Below are 25,538 nucleotides of genomic sequence, written 5' to 3'. Positions count from 1 at the left end.
GCCACCCCCGTTGGAGTGAGTGCGCCGACTGGTCTAGTCCAAGCGGACCTAGCGAAGTCCTGGCGGGCGTGTTTCGGTGTACTGACAGTTTCATAGCGTTTTCCCGCGCGGTCGTACCCTGCGACCGCTTGGAGGAGGGCAAATGACTTCCCTGCGTCATTGGGCCGCCTACGCAGCTGTGTCAGCAGCCGCCATCGCGGCAACAATCCCCAGCGCCTCCGCGGTGCCCGCCGACAATCTCGGCCCAGCCGCGGAACGGGTGGTGGCGACCAAGCTCGTCGTTCCCTGGAGCGCGGCGTTTCTCCCCGACGGCAGCGCTCTGGTCACCGAACGCGGTGGCCGGGTGGTGTCGGTGCGCAACGGCCAGGTCAGCGAGGCCATGCGCATTCCCGGCGTCGCCCCGAGCGGCGAGGGCGGGCTGCACGGCATCGCGGTGTCCCCCAACTACGAGACCGATAAGACGATCTTCGTCTACTACACCTCGTCCTCGGACAACCGGATCGCCAGGACCACACTCGGCGGCACCCCGCAGCCGATCGTCACCGGCATCCCCAAGGCGAGCATCCACAACGGCGGCCGCCTCGGCTTCGGCCCGGACGGCTTCCTCTACGCCAGCACCGGCGACGCGGGCAACTCGTCCAACGCGCAGAACCCGAGTTCGCTGGGCGGCAAGATCCTGCGCATGACCCCGGACGGCAAGCCCGCCCCGGGCGCCAGTTCGCTGGTCTACACCCTCGGCCACCGCAACGTGCAGGGCATCGCCTGGGACCCCACGGGCCGGATGTACGCCTCCGAGCACGGCAACAACCGCCTCGACGAGCTCAACCGGATCGAGTCCGGCCGCAACTACGGCTGGCCGACCTGTGAGGGCCCCTGCAACGACAGCCGCTACACCAACCCGCTGCGCACGTGGTCTACCTCGCAGGCCTCGCCCGCCGGGATCGCGGTGTACAAGGGCAGCATCTACGTGGCCGCGCTGCGCGGAACCCGGCTGTGGAAGGTGCCGCTGAACTCCGACGGCAGTGTCGGCAACCCGCAGGCGATGTACCAGGGCACCTACGGCCGGCTGCGGGACGCGGTGGTCGCGCCCGACGGCACGCTGTGGCTCCTGACGTCCAACCGGGACGGCCGGGGCAGTCCCACCGCGGACGACGACCGGATCATCAGCAGCGACGGGTGAGTTCCGGGGCCGGTCAGGAGGCTTGGGCGATCACGACCCTGTTCTTGCCGTTGACCGGCCCTCCCGGAGCGTCCGGCGGGGCGCAGGTGACCAGCACCAACTGGTGGCTGCCGCGCCGGTTGATCGCGCTGCTCGCCAGCCCCGGCAGATCGCTCTTGGGCACGTCGCGCACTTCGGCGATGCGGTAGAGCCGCTGGTGGGCGCTCTCGTCCTGGAGCGTGATCAGCTGACCGGGCCGCACGGTGTACAGCTCGGCGAACGGTCCGGTCACCTCGCCGACGTGGGCGCGGCTCGCCAGCAGGGTCGCGCCCTCGGTGGCGGTGGGCTCGACGCCCCACCAGTTCGCCTGGTCCAGTTCGGCGGGCATCGGAACCTTGGCCGCCTCGTCCGGCACCGCCCTGACCAGCGTCGCCTTGCGCCCGCCGGGCAGTGTGATGGTCCGCATGGCCTTAACAGGCTCGGAGGTGGGGCCCGCTGCGGCGAGCACCGCCTGCTGCCGGTCGCGAATCTCGTCGGTCGCGAGGATTCCGCCGGTGACCCCGACGCCGATCGCGATCGCGATCAGCAGCAGAGGCCCGGATCGGCCGCTGCCTTCCTCGGCAGAGGCCCGGAATCGCAGCGCCACCTCTTCTCCGAACCTTCCTCGCGCCAATCCGGACAGCGGACGGGGGAGCCGTGAAACTTCGTGAACGCCGGAACCTTGCCCGGTCGTGAACTGACTCGCCCCAGTAGGGGACCAATCTAGCCGGAACGTCAGGGCAAACCCGACAAAACCCGCCTTGTACCTATCCTGCCATCGATTGAGGATGCCAGTTGGTTACTTCCCGCGAGCAACCGCCTCCTTATCGTCGCCAGAGCAGACCAACGGCATCCATCGGAGGATCCGGAGTAAAGTCTGCAGGCGCGAGGCGGGAACCGGCCGAGGGGTCTGGCCGTTTAACCCGGTGAATGCGCTCAATGGTTCCCAGGAGGACGAGGTGCGCTCGACCAGCAACCCCGCGTTCCGCAATCTGCCGCAGGGCGGACAGAGCGGCTACGCGACGTTCAACAACTACCCGGGTGCCCAGACCGCGGGCTATGACCCATACGCGGGTCAGGCACCGGCGCAGACCGGCGACCGGCCGATGACCATCGACGACGTGGTCACCAAGACCGCGATCACGCTTGCGGTGACCATCGCCACGGGTGCGCTCACGTTCTTCACCGGCGCGTACGCCTTGGCGCTGCCCGCGCTGATCATCGGCCTTGTCCTTGCGATGGTCATCATCTTCAAGAAGAAGCCCAGCCCCCCGCTGGTGCTGGCCTACGCCGCCGTTGAGGGCGTGGTGCTCGGCGGCATCTCCTACATCTTCGCGCAGAAGTTCGACGGCATCGTGCCGCAGGCCATCATCGGCACCGCGGCCGTGTTCATCGGCATGCTGGTGATCTACAAGACCGGTGCGATCAGGGTCACCCCGAGGCTGACCAAGTGGATCATCGGCGCCACCATCGGTGCCGCCGCGCTGATGCTGGTCAACCTGGTCGCAGGCTTCTTCGTCCAGGACGGCATCGGCATCAGGACGCCCGGCCCGCTTGGCATCGCGGTGAGCCTGCTGTTCATCGGCATCGCGGCGTTCAGCTTCCTGCTCGACTTCGACGCCGCCGACCAGGCCATCCGGTCCGGCACCCCGTCGAAGTACGCCTGGTACATCGCCTTCGGCCTGCTCGTCACGCTGGTCTGGCTGTACCTGGAGATCCTGCGTCTGCTCAGTTACTTCAGCAGCGACTGATCCGAGATCGGCAGGAAAGGGGCGCCTCCCCGTGGGGGGCGCCCCTTTTCGCTGTCATAGGCACCGGTCGGTCGTCTCGGCCAGTAGCGCGATCTCCGGATACTCCTAGGACCGGGCGAAACGGTCGGTGGCCTCGATGAGGTGGTGCTGGATTCCGGGCTCGTCCGCGGAGTGCCCGGCGTCGTCGACGATCACCAGCTCGGAGCCCGGCAGCGCCCGGTGCAGTTCCCACGCCGAGACCGCTGGCGTCACCACGTCGTAGCGGCCCTGCACGATCACGGTGGGGATGCCCGCGAGCTTGCCCGCGTCCCTGATCAGCCTGCCCTCCTCGAAGAAGCCGCCGTTGATGAAGTAGTGCGTCTCGATCCTGGCGAAGGCCACCGCGTACTCCGCGCCCCCGAAGTGCTCGATGAGTTCGGCGTTGGGGCGCAGCGTGACCGTCGATCCTTCCCAGGTGCTCCAGGCCACCGCCGCGGGCAGCCGCACCTCGGGGTCGGGATCGTTGACCCGGCGGTGGTAGGCCGCCAGCACGTTGCCGCGCTCCTGCTCGGTCAGCAGACTGGTCACCTCATGCCACTTCTCCGGGAATATCTGCCCGGCCGCGCCCTGGTAGAACCAGTCCAGTTCGCCGCGACGCAGCGTGAAGATGCCGCGCAACACGAGTTCGGCCACCCGCTCGGGATGCGTCTGCGCGTAGGCCAGGGCGAGAGCGGAGCCCCAGGAGCCGCCGAAGACCTGCCAGCGGTCGATGCCCAGGTGCTCGCGCAGCTTCTCGATATCGGAGATCAGGTGCCAGGTGGTGTTCGTGGCCAGGTCCGCGGCCGGGTCGGAGAGGTGCGGCGTGCTGCGGCCGCAGCCGCGCTGGTCGAACAACACGATCCGGTAGGCGGCGGGATCGAACAGCCTGCGGTGCTTGGCGTTGCAGCCACCGCCCGGACCGCCGTGTAGGAACACCACCGGCTTGCCCGCGGGGTTGCCGCAGACCTCCCAGTACACCTGCTGGCCGTCGCCAACCGCCAGCATGCCGGTCTGGTGGGGCTCGATCTCCGGGTAGAGCGCGCGCATCAGTGTCCTCCCCTGTTCCGATGTGACAGCAGCTAAACACCTAGTGGCCGGTACGGCGCACCACCGGTCGGACGAGACGCGCGCCATATCGATGACCCGGACGCAGGCGTGAGTCTTTAACGTCGGAAAGCCGCGAAATCTCCGTCCCAGGCGAGCAGGCAGCGCGCGATTGTCGGGGTTCTCCTCTACTTTCGACGTATGGGTCGTGCGCAGTTCGTGGCCGAGACCTCGGCCAAGGGCGAATGGAAACGTCAGACCAACCACTTCACCGACCGGATCACCGCGGATGGCTCCTCCGGTCACCAGGCTCGGCCGGGGCGATACCGGCTGGTGGTGAGCCTGGCCTGCCCATGGGCGCACCGCTCGGTGATCGTCCGCAGGTTGCTCGGGCTTGAAGAGGCCATCTCGTTGGGCGTGGTGGACCCCATCCGGGATGAACGCGGGTGGCGGTTCACCCTGGACGATGACGACCGCGACCCGGTGCTGGGCATCGAGTTCCTCTCCGACGCCTACCTCGCCACCGATCCGTCCTTCGCGGGCCGGGTCACCGTGCCCGCCATCGTGGACACCACCACCGGGCTGGTCGTCACCAACGACTACCCGCAGATCACCCTCGACCTGTCGGGGGAGTGGCGCGAATTCCACCGGGACGGTGCGCCCGATCTCTACCCGGAGCCGCTGCGCGACGAGATCGACGCGATCAGCGCCGACGTCTACCGCGATGTGAACAACGGTGTCTACCGCTGCGGTTTCGCCTCATCACAGGAGGCCTACGACGAGGCGTTCCGCGATCTGTTCAACGCACTGGACGTGCTCAGCACCCGGCTGGAGAGCAGGCGCTACCTGGTCGGCGATGCCATCACCGAGGCCGATGTGCGGCTGTTCACCACGCTGGTCCGCTTCGACGCCGTCTACCACGGTCACTTCAAGTGCAACCGCAACAAGCTCGCCGAGATGCCGGTGCTGTGGGCCTACGCCCGCGACCTGTTCCAGACGCCGGGCTTCGGCGACACCGTGGACTTCGACCACATCAAGCGGCACTACTACTGCACCCACGAGCAGCTCAACCCCAGCCGCATCGTGCCCGCGGGCCCCGACCTGTCCTGGTGGCACCAGCCGCACGGCCGGGAAACCCTCGGCGGTTCCCCGTTCGGCACCGGCACCCCGCCGGAATGACGAACGCGGCCTGCGCCGACTCCCAACATCGGCGCAGGCCACGGGTCTGTTATGAGGTGAGTGCGGCACATGGGCCATGCGCCGCACTCCCGTGGAACGACATCAGTGGAAGCAGTGTTCCGGGCCGGGGAAGTCGCCGCCGCGTACCTCGTCGGCGAAGGACTGCGCGGCGCCTGCCAGTACGCCCGCCATATCGGCGTAGCGCTTGACGAAGCGCGGGGTCTTGCCGCGGCGCAGGCCCGCCATGTCCTGCCAGACCAGCACCTGCCCGTCGCAGTCCGGACCGGCGCCGATGCCCACCGTGGGGATGCGCAGTTCGTGGGTGACGCGCTTGGCGACCTCCGCGGGCACCATCTCCATGACCACCGAGAACGCGCCCGCCTGCTGAACCGCGACCGCGTCGGCGACGATGTCGTCACCGGTGTCGCCGCGGCCCTGGACGCGGTAGCCGCCGAGGTTGTGCTCGCTCTGCGGGGTGAAGCCGATATGGCCCATGACCGGGATGCCCGCGGCGGTGATGGCCTCGACGTGCGGGGCGAACCGGCGGCCGCCCTCCAGCTTCACGGCGTGCGCGCCGCCCTCCTTCATGAACCGCACCGAGGTGGCCAGCGCCTGCTCTGGGGACAGCTGGTACGAGCCGAACGGCAGGTCCGCGACGACCAGTGCGCGCTTGACCGAGCGGGTAACCGCCCTGGTCAGCGGCAAAAGCTCGTCGACCGTCACCGGCAGCGAGGTCTCGTGGCCGTAGACGTTGTTGGACGCCGAGTCGCCGACGAGCAGCACCGGGATGCCGACCTCGTCGAAGATCTGCGCGGTGTACATGTCGTAGGCGGTGAGCATCGGGAAGATCTCCCCGCGCTCCTTCATCTCACGCAGGTGGTGAATGCGGATGCGCCGCTTGGGAGTGCCATCCGATTTCGCGGCTCCGGTGCCGTACGGGGCGGCTACCTCGCCGGTGGATTCTCCGTGCACAGTCATCGTCGACCGTCCTTCCCTCAAGGCCTGTGCAGGCAGGTCCCTGGGTTCGTGGTGGATGGTGCTGAATCCAGCGTGACACTTTCGGCCGAGCGCGGCAGCGGTTGTGCGAGCGACCTCACAGCGCGAACCCATCGGCGCAGGTCAGCGACGTAATTGCATGATGCAAACCCAAGCGGGTGAGTATCCCTTACCGGGCGTTACCGGTTGAAGGGGTATCCGGCGGAAAAATCACCGTAATGCGTGCGAAATAGGACATCCGTTTTGACCTTGGATGCGAACAATTGAGCAAAGGCACCACGCAGGGAGGTAACCATGTCCCGCACGCCAAATCAGTTGCTCGGATACATCTTCGGCGGGGTCTACATCGTCGTCGGGTTGCTGGGATTCACCGTCTCCGGCGGACACGCGTTCGCCGGCCACACCGGCGGTGACTTGCTCGGTCTGTTCAGCGTGAACCATCTGCACAACGTCGTGCACCTGCTCATCGGTGCGCTGCTGGTCTACGGGGCCTACGCGGGCGCCGCCAGGTCGGCACAGATCAACACGCTGGTTGGCGCGGTGTATCTGCTGGTCGGCATCATCGGCCTGTTCATCGGTGACAGCTCGGCCAACATCCTCGCGATCAACGGAGCGGACAACATCCTGCACCTCGTCAGCGGTGCGGTGCTGCTCCTGGTCGGCCTCGGCGTCGGCACCCGCTCGACAACGACGGCCTGACGATTTTCCCGACCTGGTGCCCCAGCCGATCACGACTCGGGGCACCCGGTCCGAAATCAGGCCTGGCGCTCGCGCCAGGAGTTGGTGATGGGAAGGCGGCGGTCGCGGCCGAACGCCTTGAAGGTGATCTTGGTGCCGGGCGGGTACTGGCGGCGCTTGTACTCGGCGCGGTCGACCATCAGCAGGACGCGTTCGACCAGTTGCGGGTCGAAGCCCGCTTCGAGGAGGTCCGCGTAGCCCTTGTCGCCCTCGATGTAGTCGCCCAGCACCTCGTCCAGCAGTTCATAAGGCGGCAGCGAATCGCTGTCCAGTTGGTCGGGGCGCAGTTCCGCCGATGGGGGCTTGGCGATGGAGTTCTCCGGGATGGGCGGCACCTCGCCGTGCTTCTCGGCCTCGGCGTTGCGCCACCTGGCCAGCCGGAAGACCAGCATCTTCGGCACGTCCTTGATCGGCGCGAAGCCGCCGACGGCGTCGCCGTAGATCGTGGAGTAGCCCACCGCCAACTCGGTCTTGTTGCCGGTCGCCAGCACCAGGTGGCCGTGTTGGTTGGACAGCCCCATCAACGTCACCCCGCGACAGCGGGCCTGCACGTTCTCCTCGGCCAGCCCGGTCAGGCCAAGCTGCTCGACGAACACCTTCACCAGGTCCGCGATCGGCTGCACCTGGTAGTGCAGGCCGGTGCGCCGGGCGATCTCCTCGGCGTCGTCGCGGGAGTGCTGGGAAGAGTAGTCCGACGGCATGGACACCCCGTGCACGGCGTCGGCGCCGAGGGCGTCCACCGCGAGCGCGGCCACCACCGCGGAGTCGATGCCGCCGGACAGACCCAGCACCACCGACTGGAAGCCGTTCTTGTGCACGTAGTCCCGCAGCCCCGTGACCAGCGCCGACCACACCTCGGCCTCGTCGGAGAGCGGCTCGGCGGGCTCGGCCGCGGGTGTGGGCTGGAAGCTGGGGCTGGTGTCGGCGGTCAGGGTCAGCCTGGAGACGTGGAAGCCCTCGATCAGGCCTGCCTCGGTGGGCGCGCCGCCCGGCAGGTCGAGGTCCAGCAGGTGCAGGTGCTCGACGAACTGCGGGGCCCTGGCCAGCAGGGTTCCGTCCGCGGCCACCACCAGCGAGTCACCGTCGAAGACCAGTTCGTCCTGCCCGCCGACCAGGTTCGCGTACGCCAGCGGCGCGCCCGCCTCGCGGGCCCGGCCCGCCACCAGCGGCAGCCGGACGTCGTCCTTGTTGCGCTCGTAGGGGGAGGAGTTGGGCGAGACGACCAGGTCGACGCCCGCCTTGCCGAGCGCGGCGATCGGGCCGCCGTCCTGCCAGAGGTCCTCGCAGATGACCATGCCCACCTCAAGCCCGTACAGCCGCAGGATGGTCAGCGAGTCGCCGGAGCGGAAGTAGCGGCGCTCGTCGAACACGCCGTAGTTGGGCAGGTGGTGCTTGTACTGGGTGGCGACGACGCGGCCTTCGTGGAGCACCGCGACGGCGTTGCGCGGGCCGACCTCGTCCAGCGCGAGGTAGCCGACGACCGCGACGATCTGCCCGCAGCCCGCCTCGGCGAGCCGCCCGGCCAGCACCTCCACCTGCCGCATCGAGGCCTCGGCGAAGGAGCGCCGCAGCGCGAGGTCCTCCACCGGGTAGCCGGTCAGCACCATCTCCGGGAACACCACGAGATGCGCGCCGGACTGCGCGGCTTTCCGCGTCCACTCCAGCACGAGGTCGGTGTTGCCGATGAGATCGCCGACGCAGGAGTTCACCTGGGCCATGGCCAGACGCAACTGGGGCATACCGCCATCTTCCCCGCCGCGCCCGCGGAATGGTCACGGAGGTGGTCAAGGTGACGGACGTGGTCCTTTCGACGGTGTCCGTTCGGCCTACTGGCAGGATCACCGGCGTGTTGACCGTCACGCGTGTCCTGGCCTGCCTGCTGGTGCTCTCCGGCTGCACCGCGGTGCGACCCGGCGAGGGACCGGTGCCGGTGAGCATCGAACAACGCGGTCCGGCGGGAGCGGTGCCGCCCGGGTTGGAGCGCTTCTACGGACAGCAGCTTGGCTGGGGCGACTGCCGTCCCTACGCCAAGACCGCGGAGGACAAGGTCTCCTTCGCGCGGCGCGACATCCAGTGCGCCCGGTTGATCGTGCCGCTGGACTACGCCAATCCCGCGGGCACCACCGTGACGCTGGCCCTGCTGCGCAGGCAGGCCGAGGAACCGGGCCGCCGCATCGGTTCGCTGGTGGTCAACCCCGGCGGGCCCGGCGCCTCCGGCACCGCGGCCGCGTCGTCGATGTCGGCGCTGGTCCGCAACACCGAACTGGGCCGCCGGTTCGACCTGGTCGGCTTCGACCCGCGCGGCATCGGCGGCAGCGAACCGCCGATCCGCTGCCTGACCGACGCCGAACGCGACGCCGACCGGCTGGACATCGACACCGACACCTCACCGGCGGGCATCGAGCAGACCGAGCGGGAGAACCGCGACTACGCCGCGAAATGCGCCGAGCGCACCGGCAAGGACTTCCTGGCGACCGTCGGGACCAGGGACACCGCCAAGGACATCGACCTGCTCCGCTCCGCGCTGGGTGACGCGAAGCTGACCTTCGTCGGCTACTCGTACGGCACCCGGCTGGGCACCACGTACGCGGAGATGTTCCCCGCCAACGTCCGCGCGATGGTGCTCGACGGGGCGGTGGACCCCGACGAGAACGCCGTGGACAGCGCGGTCGAGCAGGGCCGCGGCTTCCAGAAGGCCTTCGAGGCCTTCGCGAAACGCTGCGTCGGCGACGGCGGCTGCCCGCTGGGGGACCAGCCCGCGGACGCGGTGCAACGGTTCCGCGACCTGGTCGATCCGCTGGTCGGCGAGCCCGCCGACACCCGCGACGGCCGCAAACTCTCCTACAGCGACGCGATGACCGGCGTGCTCCAGGCGCTCTACACCGAGCAGCTGTGGGATCAGCTCGCCACCGGCCTTGAGCAGCTGGCCGACGGCGAGGGCGATCAGCTGTTGGAACTCGCCGACAACTACTACGGTCGCGGCGCCGACGGGAAGTACTCCACGATCACCGACGCGTTCGTCGCCGTGCACTGCGTCGACGACCAGCGCATCACCGACCGCGCGATGCTCACCGAGGCCGACCGCCGCTACCGCGAGGCCGCGCCGTTCGCCGACGACGGCAACACACCGGGCGGCGCGCTGGACGCCTGCTCGTTCTGGCCAACGCCGCCCACCAGCCTGCCGCACGTCCCGCAGGCCGCGGGCCTGCCGCCGCTGCTGGTGATCTCCACCACCGGCGATCCGGCCACCCCGTACGAGGCGGGCGTCGACCTGGCCAAGGCGCTGGGCGCCCGCCTGCTCACCTTCCAGGGCGAGCAGCACACGGTGTTCCTCCAAGGCAAGAAGTGCGTCGACGACCTCGGCACCGGCTATCTGCTCACGCTGCGGCTCCCCGACCAGGACCCGCGCTGTACCCAGTAGGGATGGGCGGACCGCGCCGCGACGCGGGTTGACTGGGTCCATGGTGGACATCTCCGCATTCACCGACGTCTCCCGCATCCAGGGCGAGCGCATCGTGTTGGAACCGCTGGGCGAGCAGCACTTCGACGGCGTGTGGGCGATGCTGCACGATCCGGAGACGCTGCGGATGACCGGCACCACCCGCCGTTTCGACCCCGAGGTTGTCCGGCGGCGGTTGGCGGGCGTGCAGGAGCACGCAGACCGCGCGGACTGGGCGGTGCTGGACTCCGACGGCAAGTTCCTCGGCGAGGTCGTGCTGTGCGACCTGGACACCGACAACTTCTCCGTACAGTTCCGCATCGCGCTCGCGGGACCGCAGGTGTTCGGGCGCGGCTACGGCACGGAGGCGACCCGGCTGGCCGTGGACTACGCGTTCTCGGCGGGGGTGCACCGGGTCGAGTTGGAGGTCTACGACTACAACCCGAGGGCGCAGCGCGTCTACGAGAAATGTGGCTTCGTGCGGGAGGGCGTGCGCAGGGACGCCCTGCGCTGGGCCGGGCAGTGGCACGACGTGATCATCATGGCGGTGCTCGCCGACTGAGACCGGGAACACGACGGCGGATTCGCACCCTTTGACCAGCGGCATCACTCGACCGGCGGAGACGCCCTCGAGCGGGGCGGCCTCGACATCGGCGGTGCACCGGCCGAAGATGGGTGCGGGCGCGGCGCAATAGCCGTTTGGGTTTCACATTCGCACGACCGCGCACGGTATGAAACATGCCGGTAACGAGCCGCACCTACTCTTGGCGCCCATGGATCGCCAGCAGGAGTTCGTGCTGCGCACGCTTGAGGAACGCGATATCCGGTTTGTCCGGCTCTGGTTCACCGACGTGCTCGGTTTCCTCAAGTCCGTCGCCATCGCGCCCGCGGAGCTCGAAGGAGCGTTCTCGGAGGGCATCGGCTTCGACGGCTCCGCGATCGAGGGCTTCGCCAGGGTGTACGAGTCCGATGTGGTGGCCAAGCCGGACCCGGCCACCTTCCAGGTGCTGCCGTGGGAGACCGCCGACGGCCACCACTACTCGGCGCGGATGTTCTGCGACATCACCATGCCCGACGGCTCACCGTGCTGGGCGGACCCTCGGCACGTGCTGCGCAGGACGCTGGCCAAGGCCAGCGAGGCGGGCTTCACCTGCTACGTGCACCCCGAGATCGAGTTCTTCCTGCTCAAAGACCTGCCCAACGACGGTAGCGAGCCGACGCCCGCGGATTCCGGCGGCTACTTCGACCAGGCCAGCCACGACGCTGCCCCGCACTTCCGGCGGCACGCGATCGAGGCGCTGGAGGCGATGGGCATCTCGGTGGAGTTCAGCCACCACGAGGGCGCACCCGGACAGCAGGAGATCGACCTGCGCTATGCCGACGCCCTGACCATGGCCGACAACGTGATGACGTTCCGGTACCTGGTCAAGGAGGTGGCGATCAAGCAGGGCGTGCGGGCCTCGTTCATGCCCAAGCCGTTCTCCGAGCACCCCGGCTCCGGCATGCACACCCACGTCAGCCTGTTCGAGGGCGACCAGAACGCCTTCCACGACGACACCGACCCGCATGAGCTGTCCAAGACCGGCAAGGCCTTCGTTGCGGGGCTGCTCAAGCACGCCAGGGAGATGTCCGCGGTCACCAACCAGTGGGTCAACTCCTACAAGCGGCTGATCGTCGGCGGCGAGGCGCCCACCGCGGTGTGCTGGGGCCACGCCAACCGGTCCGCGCTGGTCAGGGTGCCGATGTACTCGCCGGGCAAGGCCTCATCCCGCCGGGTCGAGCTGCGCAGCGTCGACTCGGCCTGCAACCCCTACCTGGCCTACGCGGTGATCCTCGCGGCAGGTCTGAAGGGTGTGCAGGAAGGTTACGAACTGCCGCCCGCGGCCGAGGACGACGTGTGGTCGCTGACCGAACCGGAGCGCCGCGCCGCGGGCTACACCGGTCTGCCGCACAACCTCACCGAGGCGCTCAGCGAGATGGAGAACAGCGAACTCATCGCCGAGACCCTCGGCGAGGGCGTGTTCGACTACTTCCTGCGCAACAAGCGCGCCGAATGGGACGCCTACCGCCGCCACGTCACGCCCTACGAGCTGCGCACCTACCTCCCCGTCATGTGATGGCGCTTCGACGCGGGGTCCGGAAGAACTGCGTACATAGCCCCCATGACCTAACGGCACTGGGGGCGAACGGCTGATTGATTCGCAAGGTCCGCGCGACTGTTGTTGAAGGGTGCGCTCACTCGCCTTGCGGCTGTCCGCTGCCGCCGTGCTAACCGCTGCCGCCGTGGTCCCCGCCGGTGCGCAGGCGCAGGAGATCGACGTCGACCGGCTGACCATCCCCACCGTCCAGCGCCAGTTCACCGACGGCGACCTGACCGCGGTCCGGCTGACCGACGTCTACCTGCGGCGGATCCGCGAGGTCGACCCGAAGGTGCGGGCCGTCACCCACGTCAGCGAGACCGCGCGGCAGGAAGCCGCCGCCAGCGACCGGCGCCGCAAGGCGGGCCGGTCGCTCGGCCCGATGGACGGCATCCCGGTGCTGCTCAAGGACAACATCGACACCGCCGGCATGCCGACCACAGCGGGCTCCCGCGCGCTGACCGGCAGCCCGCCCGCCGACGCCGCCCTGGTTCGGCGGCTGCGCGAGGCGGGCGTGGTGATCCTCGGCAAGGTCAACCTGTCGGAGTGGGCCAACTTCCGCTCCACCCGAAGCACCTCGGGCTGGTCCGGCATCGGCGGCCAGACCAACAACCCGCACGTGCTGGACCGCAACCCCTGCGGCTCCTCCTCCGGCTCGGGCGCCGCGGCGGCGGCGAGCCTCGCGCAGGTCACCATCGGCACCGAGACCGACGGTTCGATCGTCTGCCCCGCGGGCGCCAACGGCATCGTCGGCCACAAGCCCAGCCTCGGCCTGGTCAGCGGCGAAGGCGTGGTGCCGCTGTCCACCCACCAGGACACCGCGGGCCCGATGGCCCGGCACGTGGTGGACGTGGCGATCACCCTCGCCGCCCTCCAGGGCCGCGCCGAGTACGCGCAGCCCGCGAACGCACTCCGCGGCGCCCGGATCGGCCTATGGCGACTGGCGGGCCTCGACCCCGACGTCGACCGCGTGGTGAACTCCACAGTGGACGTTCTGCGGGCCAACGGCGCCACCGTGGTCGAGGTGGACCTGCCGTACCAGGACAAGATCGCCGAGAACGAGTACCCGGCGCTGCTCAGCGAGTTCCGCCACGACCTGGAGCGCTACCTGGCGAACCGGCCCGACGGCCCGGACACCCTCGCCCAACTGATCGAGTTCAACCGCAACGACCCGATCGAGCTGTCCAAGTTCGGCCAGGAGCTGTTCGAGCAGTCCCTGGCCGCCCCGCCGATCACCGACCCCGTCTACCAGGCCCATCGCAAGACCGCGACGGACGCGGCCAAGGCCTCCATCGACGAAACCCTTGCCGCGCACCGGCTGGACGCCATCCTGGCGCCGACGAACAGCCCCGCGTGGAAGACCGACTACGCCACGGGCGATGCCTTCGTGCTCGGCTCGTCGTCCCCCGCGGCCGTCGCCGGGTACCCCAACGTGACGGTGCCCGCCGGTTTCGCCGGGCCGCTGCCCATCGGGGTGTCCTTCTTCGGCGCCAACCGCACCGATGCCGGGATGCTCGCGTTGGCGGCGGCGTTCGAGCAGCTCACCAAGGCCCGCAAGGCACCGGGCTACCTGCCGACCCTGCCCTGATGTCGGTGCCGCGATCTACGGTGGGCGCATGAGCGGGCTGAGCTTCGAGCGGTACTGCGCCGAGATCGTCACCCAGACCGACCTGCTCCGCGACGCCCTCGCGGGCGCGGACCTTCGCACGTCGGTGCCGTCCTGCCCGGGTTGGACCGTGGGCGCACTGCTGCGGCACATCGGCGGCGGCCACCGCTGGGCCGAGGAGATCGTGCGCACCAAGGCACGCGAGTTCCTGCCCGACGACCAGATCCGCAAGCTCGACGGCGACGACAGCGCCGACCCCGCCGCGGTCGGCGACTGGCTCACCGAGGGCGCGGCCCGGCTCGCCGACACCCTGCGCGCCGCGGGCCCCGACGCCCCGGTGTGGACCCCGGTACCCGGCACGGCCTCGGCGTTCTTCGCCCGCCGCTTCGCGCACGAGACGGTGATCCACCGCGCGGACGCGGTGCTCGCACTGGGCCGGGACTTCACCGTCGACGAGCAGGTCGCCTTGGATGGCGTGGACGAATGGATGGAACTCGGCTCGCTGCCGATGATGTTCGACTTCCACCCGCACCGCCGCGAATTGCTCGGCCCCGGCCGAACCCTGCACTTCCATGCCACCGACGCGGCCGGGGAATGGGTGGTGGACCTCACCGGCGACCTGCTCGCCTGGCGCCGAGCCCACGAGAAGTGCGCCGTCGCCGTGCGCGGGCCCCTCACCCAACTGCTGCTGATCCTCTACCGGCGCAGGCCCATCGGCGGCGGCGAGGTCGAGGTACTCGGCGATGAGCGGCTGCTGGACTTCTGGCTGGAACGGGTCGCCTTTGGCTGATCCCGACCCCGCAGCCGCCGAAGATCGACTCCCGCTCGATAGGTTTCCCGTCGTGAGCGAGCGCACCCCCGGTCCCCAGGCGACAGACAGTCCCGTCGAGAACAGCCCCGACGGGACCGTCCAGCGCGAGGAACCCGACGTGATGAAGCCCACCGAGGACTTCGAGCGAACCGGGGTGCTGCACTACGAGGGGGTGCGCCCGCCAGGTGAGCGCACCGAGCGAATGCCGGTGGTCAGCGGCACATTGCCCGCCGCCGACAACCTGCTCGCACCCAAGCTCGCGTTGACCGCCTGCACCATCGCGGGCGCCAGCACCCTGCCCGCGGTGCGTGTGCTGCGGGAGTCCTACCTCAAGGCCCATCCCGGCGCCGAGTTCACCGTGCTGCTCGTCGACGGCGAGCAGGGCGCTGAAGCCGGTGTGCTTACCCCCGCCGACATCGGGGTGCCGCACCGCGAATTGCTCATGCTGGCCACCGCGTGCACCGAGGCGCAGCTGTGCACGGTGCTGTTGCCCCGCTTCCTGGAACACCAGCTTCGCTCCGGCTCACCCGTGCTCTACCTGGACCCGGCCGTCCTGGTCCTCGCACCGCTGGCCGAGCAGGTGCTGACCGCGATGAGCAGCAGGCCGATCGTGCTGCTGCCCAGGGTGCTCGCCCCGCTGCCCCGCGACGGGATGCGCCCCAGCAACGAGGAACTGCTGGCCGCGGGCATGTTCGAACCCGGCTTCCTCGCCGTCGCACCCGGCGCCGAACCGTTCCTCGCGGGCCTGGCCGACCAGCTCCGCTCCGCGCCGTCCCGGGCGGGCGAACTGCTGGACGGGGTGCCCGCGCTGGTCGACCACCAGGTGCTGCGTGATCCCGGCATCGGCTTCTCGGTGTGGAACGCGGCACAGCGTCCGCTGCACCGCGAACAACGCGCCGACGGCGGCAGCAGGCTGACCGTGGCCGGCGCCGCGCTGCGCACCGTGCACTTCACCGCCTTCGACGCCGCCCGACCCTGGCTGTTCTCCTCGGCGATCACCGACCGCCCCCGCACCCTGCTGTCCCAGCATCCGGTGCTCGCCGAACTGTGCGCGGGCTACCGCAACGACCTGGTGCGCTTCGGCGGACAGCAGCAGGTCGGCTACCGCTTCGACACGCTGCCCGACGGAACCCCGCTGCCCCCCGCCCTGCGCGCCGCCTTCCACCAGGAATGGCTGGCCGCCGAGCGGGCAGGCGGCGAACTCCCGCCCACCGCGTTCGCCGCCCCGCACGAGGACGCCCAGCAGGTCGCCGAGGATTTCCTGGACTGGGCATTCGCCGCGGGCCCACACGGCGTGAGCCGCTGGGCCTACGCGCTGTGGCGGGAGGACGACAAACTCCAGCACGCCTATCCCGACCCGCTGGGCGAGGACGCCACGGGCTTCCGCGAGTGGTGCGCGGGCGTCGGTGTGTCCACCGGCCTGCTTCATCCCGACGCGGTCCCGACCAAGGCCGACGGCCCGCGCACGCCCGCGCTCGTGGACCAGCTTGGTGTCGCTGTGCTGGGTACCGGCCCCATCGCGGATGCCCTGCGGGAGGCCGTCCGGTCCTCCGGGGTGCCTAGTTCGGAGGAGGCCGCCTACCCCGTTGTCCTGCACTGCGCCGCCGATGCGCCGCTGCCGGAGAACCGGCATGTGATCGGCGTCGGGCCGCATGCCTTCCGCGCCAACGCGGATGCCTTCGCGGAACTGTGGGTGCTGTCGGAAACCGCCAAGCGCGCCACCGAACGCGGCAGGCGGGCGCCGGTGCGGGTGGTGCGGCTGCCGCTGGCCGATGAGGGCTTGGTCGACCTGCCCACCCGCAAGGCCGCGCTGGCCCGCCTCGGACTCAGCGACGCCCCCACCTTCGTGTCCATCGTGGACCACGCGCGGGAGCACGCGGGCAACGGCCTCGGCGTGGTCTCGGCGTTCCTCGCGGCCTTCCCGGACCGCGCCGACATCCAGCTGGCACTCGGCGTGCGCGGCGCGGCCGAGCATCCGGAGGCCGCCGAGCGGCTGCGCCTGGTCACCTGCACCGACACGCGGATCGCGCTGGTCGAGAGCACCGAGGAGGACGCGGCCGAACTGGAGGCGGCGCTGGTGGAGGCCGCGGACTGTCTGGTCTCGCTGCACCGGCCGGACTCCGCCGCCGAGGCGCCGGAGGAGGACCTGCGGGTCCACGAACTGCTGCGCGCCGCGGCCCGCGGGGTGCCGGTGCTGGTCGCCAGCCACGGCGTCGCGGCGGAATTGCTGCGCAACGCGGCGGTGCCGGTGCCCTGCCACGGTGGCGGCGAACCCGATGCCGACGCCGCCGCGCGGCTGCTGCGGGAGATCGCCGAAAACCTCGATGACCTGCGCGAACAGGCACCGGAACGACAACGGCAGATTCTGGAGCAGCACGGCGTCGAACCCGCGGCCCGACAGCTTCGGGAACGGGTGGAGGCGGCCTACCGGGGTTGGCGGGCCAGGCGGGCGGCCAAGCCCGCGGGCCAGGACGACCCCCGCAAACCGCTGATGGTGGCGCGGCACGCGCTGCTGCGGCGGCCGGATGTGGACGCAGACAGCAGGACGCCGGGGGCGCCCGCGCTGCGCAAGGCGGTGCTGCGGGTGCTCGCGCACTACGACGCGCACCTGCGCGATGTGATGAGCTCCGTCGTGGACGGGGTGGAACGCGCAGCGGTGGAACTCATGCGGCAGCAGGAGGACATCCGCAACCTGTCCGGCGGTCTCGGCGGAGCCGAGCTTGAGGCGCTGCGGGCCGAGCTGACCAGGCTGGTCGACCAGCAGGCGGGACAGGCCGACCGGCTGGTGGCCGCCGACGACGGGGTGGTCCGGCTGCGGTCGGAGCTGTCCGGGCACACCCGACGGATCAGGTCGCTGGAGGAACTGCTCACCCAGGAGGCCATCCAGCGCGGACAGCAGGTGGACACGCTCGCCAACCGCATCGACCGGCTCACCGAGGCGCTGACCAAGACGCTGGACCGCATCGACGGGGTGGAGAGCCGGATGGCCGCCGCGCTGCGAGAACGCGACCAGAGCGTGGAGTCGGGGCTGCGGGCCGCGGCGACCGCCGTGCAGACCATCGACGCGCTGCGCCGGGTCGTGGTGCGGGAGCACGAACGCACCGAAGGCGGCCTGGCGACCCAGCTCACCGAGCCGGAATCGACCTCGATGGTTCTCTGCGACGCAGGCCTGCTCCGGCTGCCCGCCGAGGACAACGCGATGCTGCCGTGGCTGTCAACGCACGGCACCTGGGAACGCCAACTCGGGGAGCTGATCGACTCCCTCGTCGAGCCCGGCGGGGTGTTCCTGGACATCGGGGCCTACGTCGGCTACCACACCCTGCGGGTGCTCACCAGGCTGGGTACCTCGGGCACCGTGGTCGCGGTGGAGCCGTGTGCCAGAAGCAGGCAGCTGCTGGAGCGAAACGTCGAGGTCAACGTGCCTCTCGCGGTGCGCCAGCGGCTCGCCGTGATCGGCGCCGCCGCATGGGACTCGGTCACCGAACTCGGGGTGGAGAGCGCGGGTACCGGAGGGGTGCGGATCACCCCGCCGGGCGCGGAGGGCAGCCCGCCGGAGGACTCGGTTGAGGAGCAGGTTCCGGGGCTGACAGTGAACGCCGTTCGGCTGGACAAGGAACTCGACGCCATCGCCGGACTGGCAGGCATGCCGCTCTCCGTGGTGCGCGTGGACGTGCCGGGAGCGGTGCACCGCGCGCTGGGTGGACTGGTGCGCCTGCTGCGCAGGGACCGCCCGCATGTGGTGTGCACCTTCGACGCGGTGAAGACCCGCGCGATGGGCGCCGATCCCGGCGTTGTTCTGCGGGAATTCACCACCTGGGGATACGACCTGGTGCCGCTGGGAAGTCCCGAGCCGCTTTCTTCAGAAAAAGTTTTGGAGCTGTTGGTTGCCGATGCGGAAAACGGAACGGCGCGACCTGCGGTTTTGTGGCTGCGTCCGCGGGCCGCAAGGCTCTGACCAGCCGATTTGACTTCGGTTTTGGCGCTGAGTAACTTTCTCCATGTCGCACGGAGCACCGGACAGAACGGGCCGAAAAGCCCAAACCGGACGGTGAGGAACACGCTCCTAAGGCTAAACACTTAGCGAGCGGGATTCAGACCGGGTCGAGCGGGTTGACACCGCAGAACCGAACCGGTAAGCTCCAGCGGCCGATAGGGACACGAACCAAGCTCCCAGCCAGCAGGTTGGTAGAGTGGGTGCCCCCCGGTGAAAGCCCGAAAAACTGCCTCTGGTAGCGTTTCGGCTCGCACCAAAAAACGAAAACTTGAATGCCTGAGCATCACCAGCCCCGGCGCCGAGTCGATCACGACAAAGCAATGGTGTGCGTGTGTTCTTTGAGAACTCAACAGCGTGTCGATACATAGCCAGTAGAGCTTGTATATTTGAACCCCATGTGGGTTCCTTTGAGAAATTATTGCTAGATGATTTCTCTCCTTACATTCATTGTTGGAGAGTTTGATCCTGGCTCAGGACGAACGCTGGCGGCGTGCTTAACACATGCAAGTCGAGCGGTAAGGCCCTTCGGGGTACACGAGCGGCGAACGGGTGAGTAACACGTGGGTAACCTGCCCTGTACTCTGGGATAAGCCTGGGAAACTAGGTCTAATACCGGATACGACCTTCTTCCGCATGGTTGAGGGTGGAAAGTTCCGGCGGTATGGGATGGACCCGCGGCCTATCAGCTTGTTGGTGGGGTAATGGCCTACCAAGGCGACGACGGGTAGCCGGCCTGAGAGGGCGACCGGCCACACTGGGACTGAGACACGGCCCAGACTCCTACGGGAGGCAGCAGTGGGGAATATTGCACAATGGGCGAAAGCCTGATGCAGCGACGCCGCGTGAGGGATGACGGCCTTCGGGTTGTAAACCTCTTTCAGCAGGGACGAAGCGCAAGTGACGGTACCTGCAGAAGAAGCACCGGCTAACTACGTGCCAGCAGCCGCGGTAATACGTAGGGTGCGAGCGTTGTCCGGAATTATTGGGCGTAAAGAGCTCGTAGGCGGTTTGTTGCGTCGACCGTGAAAACCTGGGGCTTAACCCTGGGCTTGCGGTCGATACGGGCAGACTTGAGTTCGGCAGGGGAGACTGGAATTCCTGGTGTAGCGGTGAAATGCGCAGATATCAGGAGGAACACCGGTGGCGAAGGCGGGTCTCTGGGCCGATACTGACGCTGAGGAGCGAAAGCGTGGGGAGCAAACAGGATTAGATACCCTGGTAGTCCACGCCGTAAACGGTGGGTGCTAGGTGTGGGGGACTTCCACGTCCTCCGTGCCGCAGCTAACGCATTAAGCACCCCGCCTGGGGAGTACGGCCGCAAGGCTAAAACTCAAAGGAATTGACGGGGGCCCGCACAAGCGGCGGAGCATGTGGATTAATTCGATGCAACGCGAAGAACCTTACCTGGGTTTGACATGCGCAGGAAACCTGTAGAGATATAGGCCCCCTTGTGGTCTGTGCACAGGTGGTGCATGGCTGTCGTCAGCTCGTGTCGTGAGATGTTGGGTTAAGTCCCGCAACGAGCGCAACCCTCGTTCCATGTTGCCAGCACGTAATGGTGGGGACTCATGGGAGACTGCCGGGGTCAACTCGGAGGAAGGTGGGGATGACGTCAAGTCATCATGCCCCTTATGTCCAGGGCTTCACACATGCTACAATGGCCGGTACAATGGGCTGCTAAACCGTGAGGTGGAGCGAATCCCATAAAGCCGGTCTCAGTTCGGATCGGGGTCTGCAACTCGACCCCGTGAAGTCGGAGTCGCTAGTAATCGCAGATCAGCAACGCTGCGGTGAATACGTTCCCGGGCCTTGTACACACCGCCCGTCACGTCACGAAAGTCGGTAACACCCGAAGCCGGTGGCCTAACCCGTAAGGGGAGGAGCTGTCGAAGGTGGGACTGGCGATTGGGACGAAGTCGTAACAAGGTAGCCGTACCGGAAGGTGCGGCTGGATCACCTCCTTTCTAAGGAGCAACTGATTCCACTTCGAGTACTGGCCGCGAGCACAACAGCGGTCGTGGAAACCGAGTGGGGTTCCTGGTCTGATCATCCGTTTGTGGTGATGGCCGGGTGCTCAAGGAATTGTGGACTACTGGCCGACCGGTTGCCTGCCCTGTCTGGGGTTGGCGCGGGTTGAGTGTCGATACGCTGTTGGGTCCTGAGGGAACACGCGTCAGTGTGTGCTCTTGATGGGTCACCAAATCTCCGCGAGCAGACTGCCCTCCTGGTGGGGTGTAAGTGCTTGGTGGTGGGGGTTTGTGTGGTTGTTGTTTGAGAACTGCACAGTGGACGCGAGCATCTTTGTGGCCAAGTTTTTAAGGGCGTTCGGTGGATGCCTTGGCACTAGGAGCCGATGAAGGACGTGGGAGGCCGCGAAAGGCCTCGGGGAGCTGCCAACCGAGCTGAGATCCGAGGATATCCGAATGGGGAAACCCGGCACCCGTTATGGGGTGTCACTCATGCCTGAACACATAGGGTATGAGGGGGAACGCGGGGAAGTGAAACATCTCAGTACCCGTAGGAAGAGAAAACAACCGTGATTCCGTGAGTAGTGGTGAGCGAAAGCGGAAGAGGCTAAACCCGATATGTGTGATACCTGGTAGGGGTTGCATATTGGGGGTCGTGGGATTCGACTCGTCCGGTCTACCAGCCGGGCCGAGAGTCAGAAAGTGTTGGGTTAGGTGAACCAGTTTGGGAAACTGGACCGTAGTGGGTGAGAGTCCCGTAACCGAAAATCCAGCACCTCTCGTGTCGTGTTCCCAAGTAGCAGCGAGCTCGTGAAATTTGCTGTGAATCTGCCGGGACCACCCGGTAAGCCTAAATACTTCCTAGTGACCGATAGCGGACAAGTACCGTGAGGGAAAGGTGAAAAGTACCCCGGGAGGGGAGTGAAATAGTACCTGAAACCGTGCGCTTACAATCCGTCAGAGCCTTCGGGTGATGGCGTGCCTTTTGAAGAATGAGCCTGCGAGTTAGTGGCATGTTGCGAGGTTAACCCGTGTGGGGTAGCCGTAGCGAAAGCGAGTCTGAATAGGGCGCTTGAGTAGCATGTTCTAGACCCGAAGCGGAGTGATCTAGCCATGGCCAGGGTGAAGCGGAGGTAAGACTTCGTGGAGGCCCGAACCCACCAGGGTTGAAAACCTGGGGGATGAGCTGTGGTTAGGGGTGAAAGGCCAATCAAACTCCGTGATAGCTGGTTCTCCCCGAAATGCATTTAGGTGCAGCGTCGCATGTTTCTTTCCGGGGGTAGAGCACTGGATGGTCTAGGGGGCCTACAAGCTTACCGAAATCAACCAAACTCCGAATACCGGGAAGTGAGAGTGCGGCAGTGAGACTGCGGGGGATAAGCTTCGTAGTCGAGAGGGAAACAGCCCAGAACACCGGCTAAGGCCCCTAAGTGTGCGCTAAGTGGGAAAGGATGTGGGGTCGCCCAGACAACCAGGAGGTTGGCTTAGAAGCAGCCACCCTTTAAAGAGTGCGTAATAGCTCACTGGTCAAGTGGTCCTGCGCCGACAATGTAGCGGGGCTTAAGCGCACCGCCGAAGCCGTGTCATTCACACACATACATCCGCCAGTTGCCTTGAGTGATTGGTGCAGTGGTGTGGATGGGTAGGGGAGCGTCGTGCAACCAGAGAAGCGGTGGTGTGAACCAACCGTGGAGGTTGCGCGAGTGAGAATGCAGGCATGAGTAGCGAAAGCAGAGTGAGAAACTCTGCCGCCGAATGACCAAGGGTTCCTGGGCCAGGCTAATCCGCCCAGGGTAAGTCGGGACCTAAGGCGAGGCCGACAGGCGTAGTCGATGGACAACGGGTTGATATTCCCGTACCCGCGTGGACGCGTCCCTGGCGAGGCCGGTGATACTAACCGCCCAAGCCCCAAGGCTCCTTCGGGGGTTGAGGGGTGAGCGCGGGATCTGATCCGGTAGTAGCCAAGCGATGGGGTGACGCAGGAGGGTAGCTCCGCCAGTGAGTGGTAGTACTGGTGTAAGCGTGTAGGCCGCAGCATAGGCAAATCCGTGCTGCATACAGGCTGAGACGTGATGCATAGCCGATTGAGGCGAAGTAGGGTGATCCCATGCTGCCGAGAAAAGCCTCTAGCGAGTGTCCAAGCGGCCCGTACCCCAAACCGACACAGGTGGTCAGGTAGAGAATACCGAGGCGATCGGGTGAACTGTGGTTAAGGAACTCGGCAAAATACCCCCGTAACTTCGGGAGAAGGGGGACCAGTGGCCTTGAAGCCCCTTTGCGGGCTAGGGGTTGTTGGTCGCAGAGACCAGGGGAAAGCGACTGTTTACTAAAAACACAGGTCCGTGCGAAGTCGCAAGACGATGTATACGGACTGACGCCTGCCCGGTGCTGGAACGTTAAGGGGACCGGTTAGTCCTTCGGGGCGAAGCTGAGAACTTAAGCGCCAGTAAACGGCGGTGGTAACTATAACCATCCTAAGGTAGCGAAATTCCTTGTCGGGTAAGTTCCGACCTGCACGAATGGCGTAACGACTTTCCTACTGTCTCAACCACAGGCCCGGCGAAATTGCAGTACGAGTAAAGATGCTCGTTACGCGCGGCAGGACGGAAAGACCCCGGGACCTTCACTATAGCTTGGTATTGGTGCTTGGTTCGGCTTGTGTAGGATAGGTGGGAGACTGTGAAGCAGCCACGCCAGTGGTTGTGGAGTCGTTGTTGAAATACCACTCTGGTCGTTCTGAGTGTCTAACCTCGGACCATGATCTGGTTCAGGGACAGTGCCTGGTGGGTAGTTTAACTGGGGCGGTTGCCTCCCAAAGAGTAACGGAGGCGCCCAAAGGTTCCCTCATCCTGGTTGGCAATCAGGTGTTGAGTGTAAGTGCACAAGGGAGCTTGACTGTGAGACTGACGGGTCGAGCAGGGACGAAAGTCGGGACTAGTGATCCGGCACTGGCTTGTGGAAGCGGTGTCGCTCAACGGATAAAAGGTACCCCGGGGATAACAGGCTGATCTTGCCCAAGAGTCCATATCGACGGCATGGTTTGGCACCTCGATGTCGGCTCGTCGCATCCTGGGGCTGGAGTAGGTCCCAAGGGTTGGGCTGTTCGCCCATTAAAGCGGTACGCGAGCTGGGTTTAGAACGTCGCGAGACAGTTCGGTCCCTATCCGCCGCGCGCGTTGGAGACTTGAGGAAGGCTGTCCCTAGTACGAGAGGACCGGGACGGACGAACCTCTGGTGTGCCAGTTGTTCTGCCAAGAGCACTGCTGGTTGGCTACGTTCGGAAGGGATAACCGCTGAAAGCATCTAAGCGGGAAGCTCGTTCCAAGATGAGGTCTCCCACCACCTTCGAGTGGTTAAGGCCCCCAGCAGACCACTGGGTTGATAGGCCCGAAATGGAAGCCTCGTGAGGGGTGGAGTTGACGGGTACTAATAGGCCGAGGGCTTGCTCACAAACATGCTACGCGTCCACTGTGCGGTATCTGAAACAACAACCACGATTTGTGTGGTTGGTTGTTTCGAAGAGTTTCGGTGGTTATGGCGGAGGGGAAACGCCCGGTCCCATTCCGAACCCGGAAGCTAAGCCCTCCAGCGCCGATGGTACTGCACTCGACAGGGTGTGGGAGAGTAGGACACCGCCGAACATAACTTGATACGGAAGGGGTTCTGGTTGCAGCCGAAAGGCTCCCAGAACCCCTTCTGCTTTTTCGCGTGTATTTCTGCGTCCACTGTGCGGGCACCGACCGAAAATCGGTCGCGGATGCTTCTGCGGTTCGGCATCGTGCTGCCATGGAGATTCGACTGCACGGCAACCTCCCGGAGTTCTTCGACCTTGCCTGCCCGGTGCTGGTGGCGAATCCACTGCGGCACACCGTGGGGCTGACCGCGCTCTTCGGGGCCGTGAACAACCCGAGCGAGGACAGGCCCGCGCCCCAGTTGCTGAGCATCAGCGACGGCAGCGACCTGGTGGGCGTCACCCAACGCTTCCCGCCTTGGCCGTACCTGCTGGTGAGTGCGGTTCCGGTGGAGGCCGTGGACGCCCTGGTGCGGTTCATCGTCGAGCGGGGTCTCGAGGTGCCGGGCGTGATGGGGCCCAGGTCGGTTGTCGACGCCATGGCCGCCGCCTGGACGGCTTGCACCGGAGGCCGTGTGGTGGAGATGGAGTCGCAGCGTCTCTACAGCCTGGGCGAGCTCGTGCCGCCCACTGGGATCGGCGGTGTCCTCCGGGTCGGCGGGCAAGACGACTTCACGGTTCTTGAGAAGTTCGTGTGGGAGTTCTCGCGAGATATTCACACCGACGAGTCGGTGCTGCCTGCGGCGGCCGAGCAGGTTCGCACCGGGTGGGCAGCGGGACGGGAGTTCCTGCTGTGGGAGGTGGACGGCAGGCCGGTGAGCCTGGCGAGCCCTACCGCGGTAGTCGCGGGGAGTTGCCGGCTCGGCTACGTCTACACCCCTCCCGAGGAGCGCGGGCGTGGTTACGGTTCGGCAGTGACCGCGGCAGCCTCGGAGTGGGCGAAGGATCGGGGTGCTGAGCACGTCGTGTTGTTCACCGATCTGGATAACCCCACGTCCAACGCGATCTACCAGAAGATCGGCTATCGGCCGGTGGAGGATTTCGCGTCGATCAGCCTGCACGCGGCGTAGAGAGCGCGCCGATAGGCT

At 66.9% G+C, this 25,538-nt stretch carries 15 protein-coding genes and 3 rRNA genes; 14 read left to right on the top strand and 4 right to left on the bottom strand.

Going from position 1 to position 25,538, the window contains the following annotated elements; translation table 11 throughout:
- The first annotated feature begins 142 nt into the window (after positions 1–142).
- Positions 143–1,180, top strand: coding sequence for a PQQ-dependent sugar dehydrogenase (locus ACU6XJ_RS08365; protein ID WP_476308258.1), 1,038 nt, complete (start codon positions 143–145; stop codon positions 1,178–1,180).
- Between the two features lie 13 nt (positions 1,181–1,193).
- On the opposite strand, the gene ACU6XJ_RS08360 is transcribed toward ACU6XJ_RS08365, so the two are convergent.
- Positions 1,194–1,805 carry a class F sortase gene (locus ACU6XJ_RS08360; protein ID WP_476308256.1) on the bottom strand — a complete coding sequence of 204 codons (612 nt, stop codon included), beginning with the start codon at positions 1,803–1,805 and terminating at the stop codon, positions 1,194–1,196.
- A gap of 352 nt (positions 1,806–2,157) precedes the next feature.
- Here ACU6XJ_RS08360 and ACU6XJ_RS08355 point away from each other — a divergent pair, with 352 nt between their 5' ends.
- A complete protein-coding gene (locus ACU6XJ_RS08355; RefSeq protein WP_476308254.1) occupies positions 2,158–2,949 on the top strand; it encodes a Bax inhibitor-1/YccA family protein in 792 nt (263 codons plus the stop codon).
- Positions 2,950–3,054: 105 nt separating this feature from the next.
- On the opposite strand, the gene pip is transcribed toward ACU6XJ_RS08355, so the two are convergent.
- Positions 3,055–4,014 (bottom strand): prolyl aminopeptidase, encoded by a 960-nt coding sequence (gene pip, locus ACU6XJ_RS08350; protein ID WP_476308252.1) that lies wholly within the window; start codon positions 4,012–4,014, stop codon positions 3,055–3,057.
- Between the two features lie 198 nt (positions 4,015–4,212).
- Between pip and ACU6XJ_RS08345 the strand changes: the two genes are divergently transcribed.
- A complete protein-coding gene (locus ACU6XJ_RS08345) occupies positions 4,213–5,190 on the top strand; it encodes a glutathione S-transferase family protein (RefSeq protein WP_476308251.1) in 978 nt (325 codons plus the stop codon).
- 102 nt (positions 5,191–5,292) lie between these two features.
- Here ACU6XJ_RS08345 and panB read toward each other — a convergent pair whose 3' ends face one another.
- The gene (gene panB, locus ACU6XJ_RS08340; RefSeq protein ID WP_476308249.1) at positions 5,293–6,168 is read right to left on the bottom strand and encodes a 3-methyl-2-oxobutanoate hydroxymethyltransferase; all 876 of its coding nucleotides are present in this window, start codon (positions 6,166–6,168) and stop codon (positions 5,293–5,295) included.
- A gap of 312 nt (positions 6,169–6,480) precedes the next feature.
- On the opposite strand from panB, the gene ACU6XJ_RS08335 reads away from it, so the two are divergent.
- The gene (locus ACU6XJ_RS08335; protein WP_476308247.1) at positions 6,481–6,885 is read left to right on the top strand and encodes a DUF4383 domain-containing protein; all 405 of its coding nucleotides are present in this window, start codon (positions 6,481–6,483) and stop codon (positions 6,883–6,885) included.
- A 56-nt stretch (positions 6,886–6,941) separates the two neighbouring features.
- Here the strand turns inward: ACU6XJ_RS08335 and ACU6XJ_RS08330 are convergent, their stop codons facing one another.
- The gene (locus ACU6XJ_RS08330; RefSeq protein ID WP_476308245.1) at positions 6,942–8,663 is read right to left on the bottom strand and encodes an NAD+ synthase; all 1,722 of its coding nucleotides are present in this window, start codon (positions 8,661–8,663) and stop codon (positions 6,942–6,944) included.
- Between the two features lie 98 nt (positions 8,664–8,761).
- On the opposite strand from ACU6XJ_RS08330, the gene ACU6XJ_RS08325 reads away from it, so the two are divergent.
- The 10 genes from ACU6XJ_RS08325 (at position 8,762) to ACU6XJ_RS08280 (ending at position 25,520) form a co-directional block, all read left to right on the top strand.
- Positions 8,762–10,345, top strand: a complete 1,584-nt coding sequence (locus ACU6XJ_RS08325) for an alpha/beta hydrolase (RefSeq protein WP_476313861.1) — start codon at positions 8,762–8,764, stop codon at positions 10,343–10,345.
- Between the two features lie 40 nt (positions 10,346–10,385).
- Positions 10,386–10,925 (top strand): GNAT family N-acetyltransferase, encoded by a 540-nt coding sequence (locus tag ACU6XJ_RS08320; RefSeq protein WP_476308243.1) that lies wholly within the window; start codon positions 10,386–10,388, stop codon positions 10,923–10,925.
- Between the two features lie 211 nt (positions 10,926–11,136).
- Positions 11,137–12,480 (top strand): type I glutamate--ammonia ligase, encoded by a 1,344-nt coding sequence (gene glnA, locus ACU6XJ_RS08315; RefSeq protein ID WP_476308241.1) that lies wholly within the window; start codon positions 11,137–11,139, stop codon positions 12,478–12,480.
- 112 nt (positions 12,481–12,592) lie between these two features.
- Positions 12,593–14,089, top strand: coding sequence for an amidase (locus ACU6XJ_RS08310; RefSeq protein WP_476308240.1), 1,497 nt, complete (start codon positions 12,593–12,595; stop codon positions 14,087–14,089).
- Positions 14,090–14,117: 28 nt separating this feature from the next.
- Complete coding sequence (locus ACU6XJ_RS08305) at positions 14,118–14,897, top strand: maleylpyruvate isomerase family mycothiol-dependent enzyme (protein ID WP_476308238.1); 780 nt, start codon at positions 14,118–14,120, stop codon at positions 14,895–14,897.
- A 52-nt stretch (positions 14,898–14,949) separates the two neighbouring features.
- The gene (locus tag ACU6XJ_RS08300; RefSeq protein WP_476308236.1) at positions 14,950–18,873 is read left to right on the top strand and encodes an FkbM family methyltransferase; all 3,924 of its coding nucleotides are present in this window, start codon (positions 14,950–14,952) and stop codon (positions 18,871–18,873) included.
- Between the two features lie 486 nt (positions 18,874–19,359).
- Positions 19,360–20,876, top strand: a 16S ribosomal RNA gene (locus ACU6XJ_RS08295).
- 341 nt (positions 20,877–21,217) lie between these two features.
- Positions 21,218–24,329: ribosomal RNA gene (locus ACU6XJ_RS08290) — 23S ribosomal RNA — on the top strand.
- Positions 24,330–24,403: 74 nt separating this feature from the next.
- Positions 24,404–24,520, top strand: a 5S ribosomal RNA gene (rrf, locus tag ACU6XJ_RS08285).
- Together the 16S, 23S and 5S rRNA genes form the textbook arrangement of a ribosomal RNA operon.
- A gap of 145 nt (positions 24,521–24,665) precedes the next feature.
- Positions 24,666–25,520 (top strand): GNAT family N-acetyltransferase, encoded by an 855-nt coding sequence (locus tag ACU6XJ_RS08280; protein ID WP_476308234.1) that lies wholly within the window; start codon positions 24,666–24,668, stop codon positions 25,518–25,520.
- Positions 25,521–25,538: the final 18 nt, after the last annotated feature.

This window comes from Actinorectispora metalli (assembly GCF_056323685.1).
This window is presented reverse-complemented; position numbering and strand designations above follow the sequence as displayed.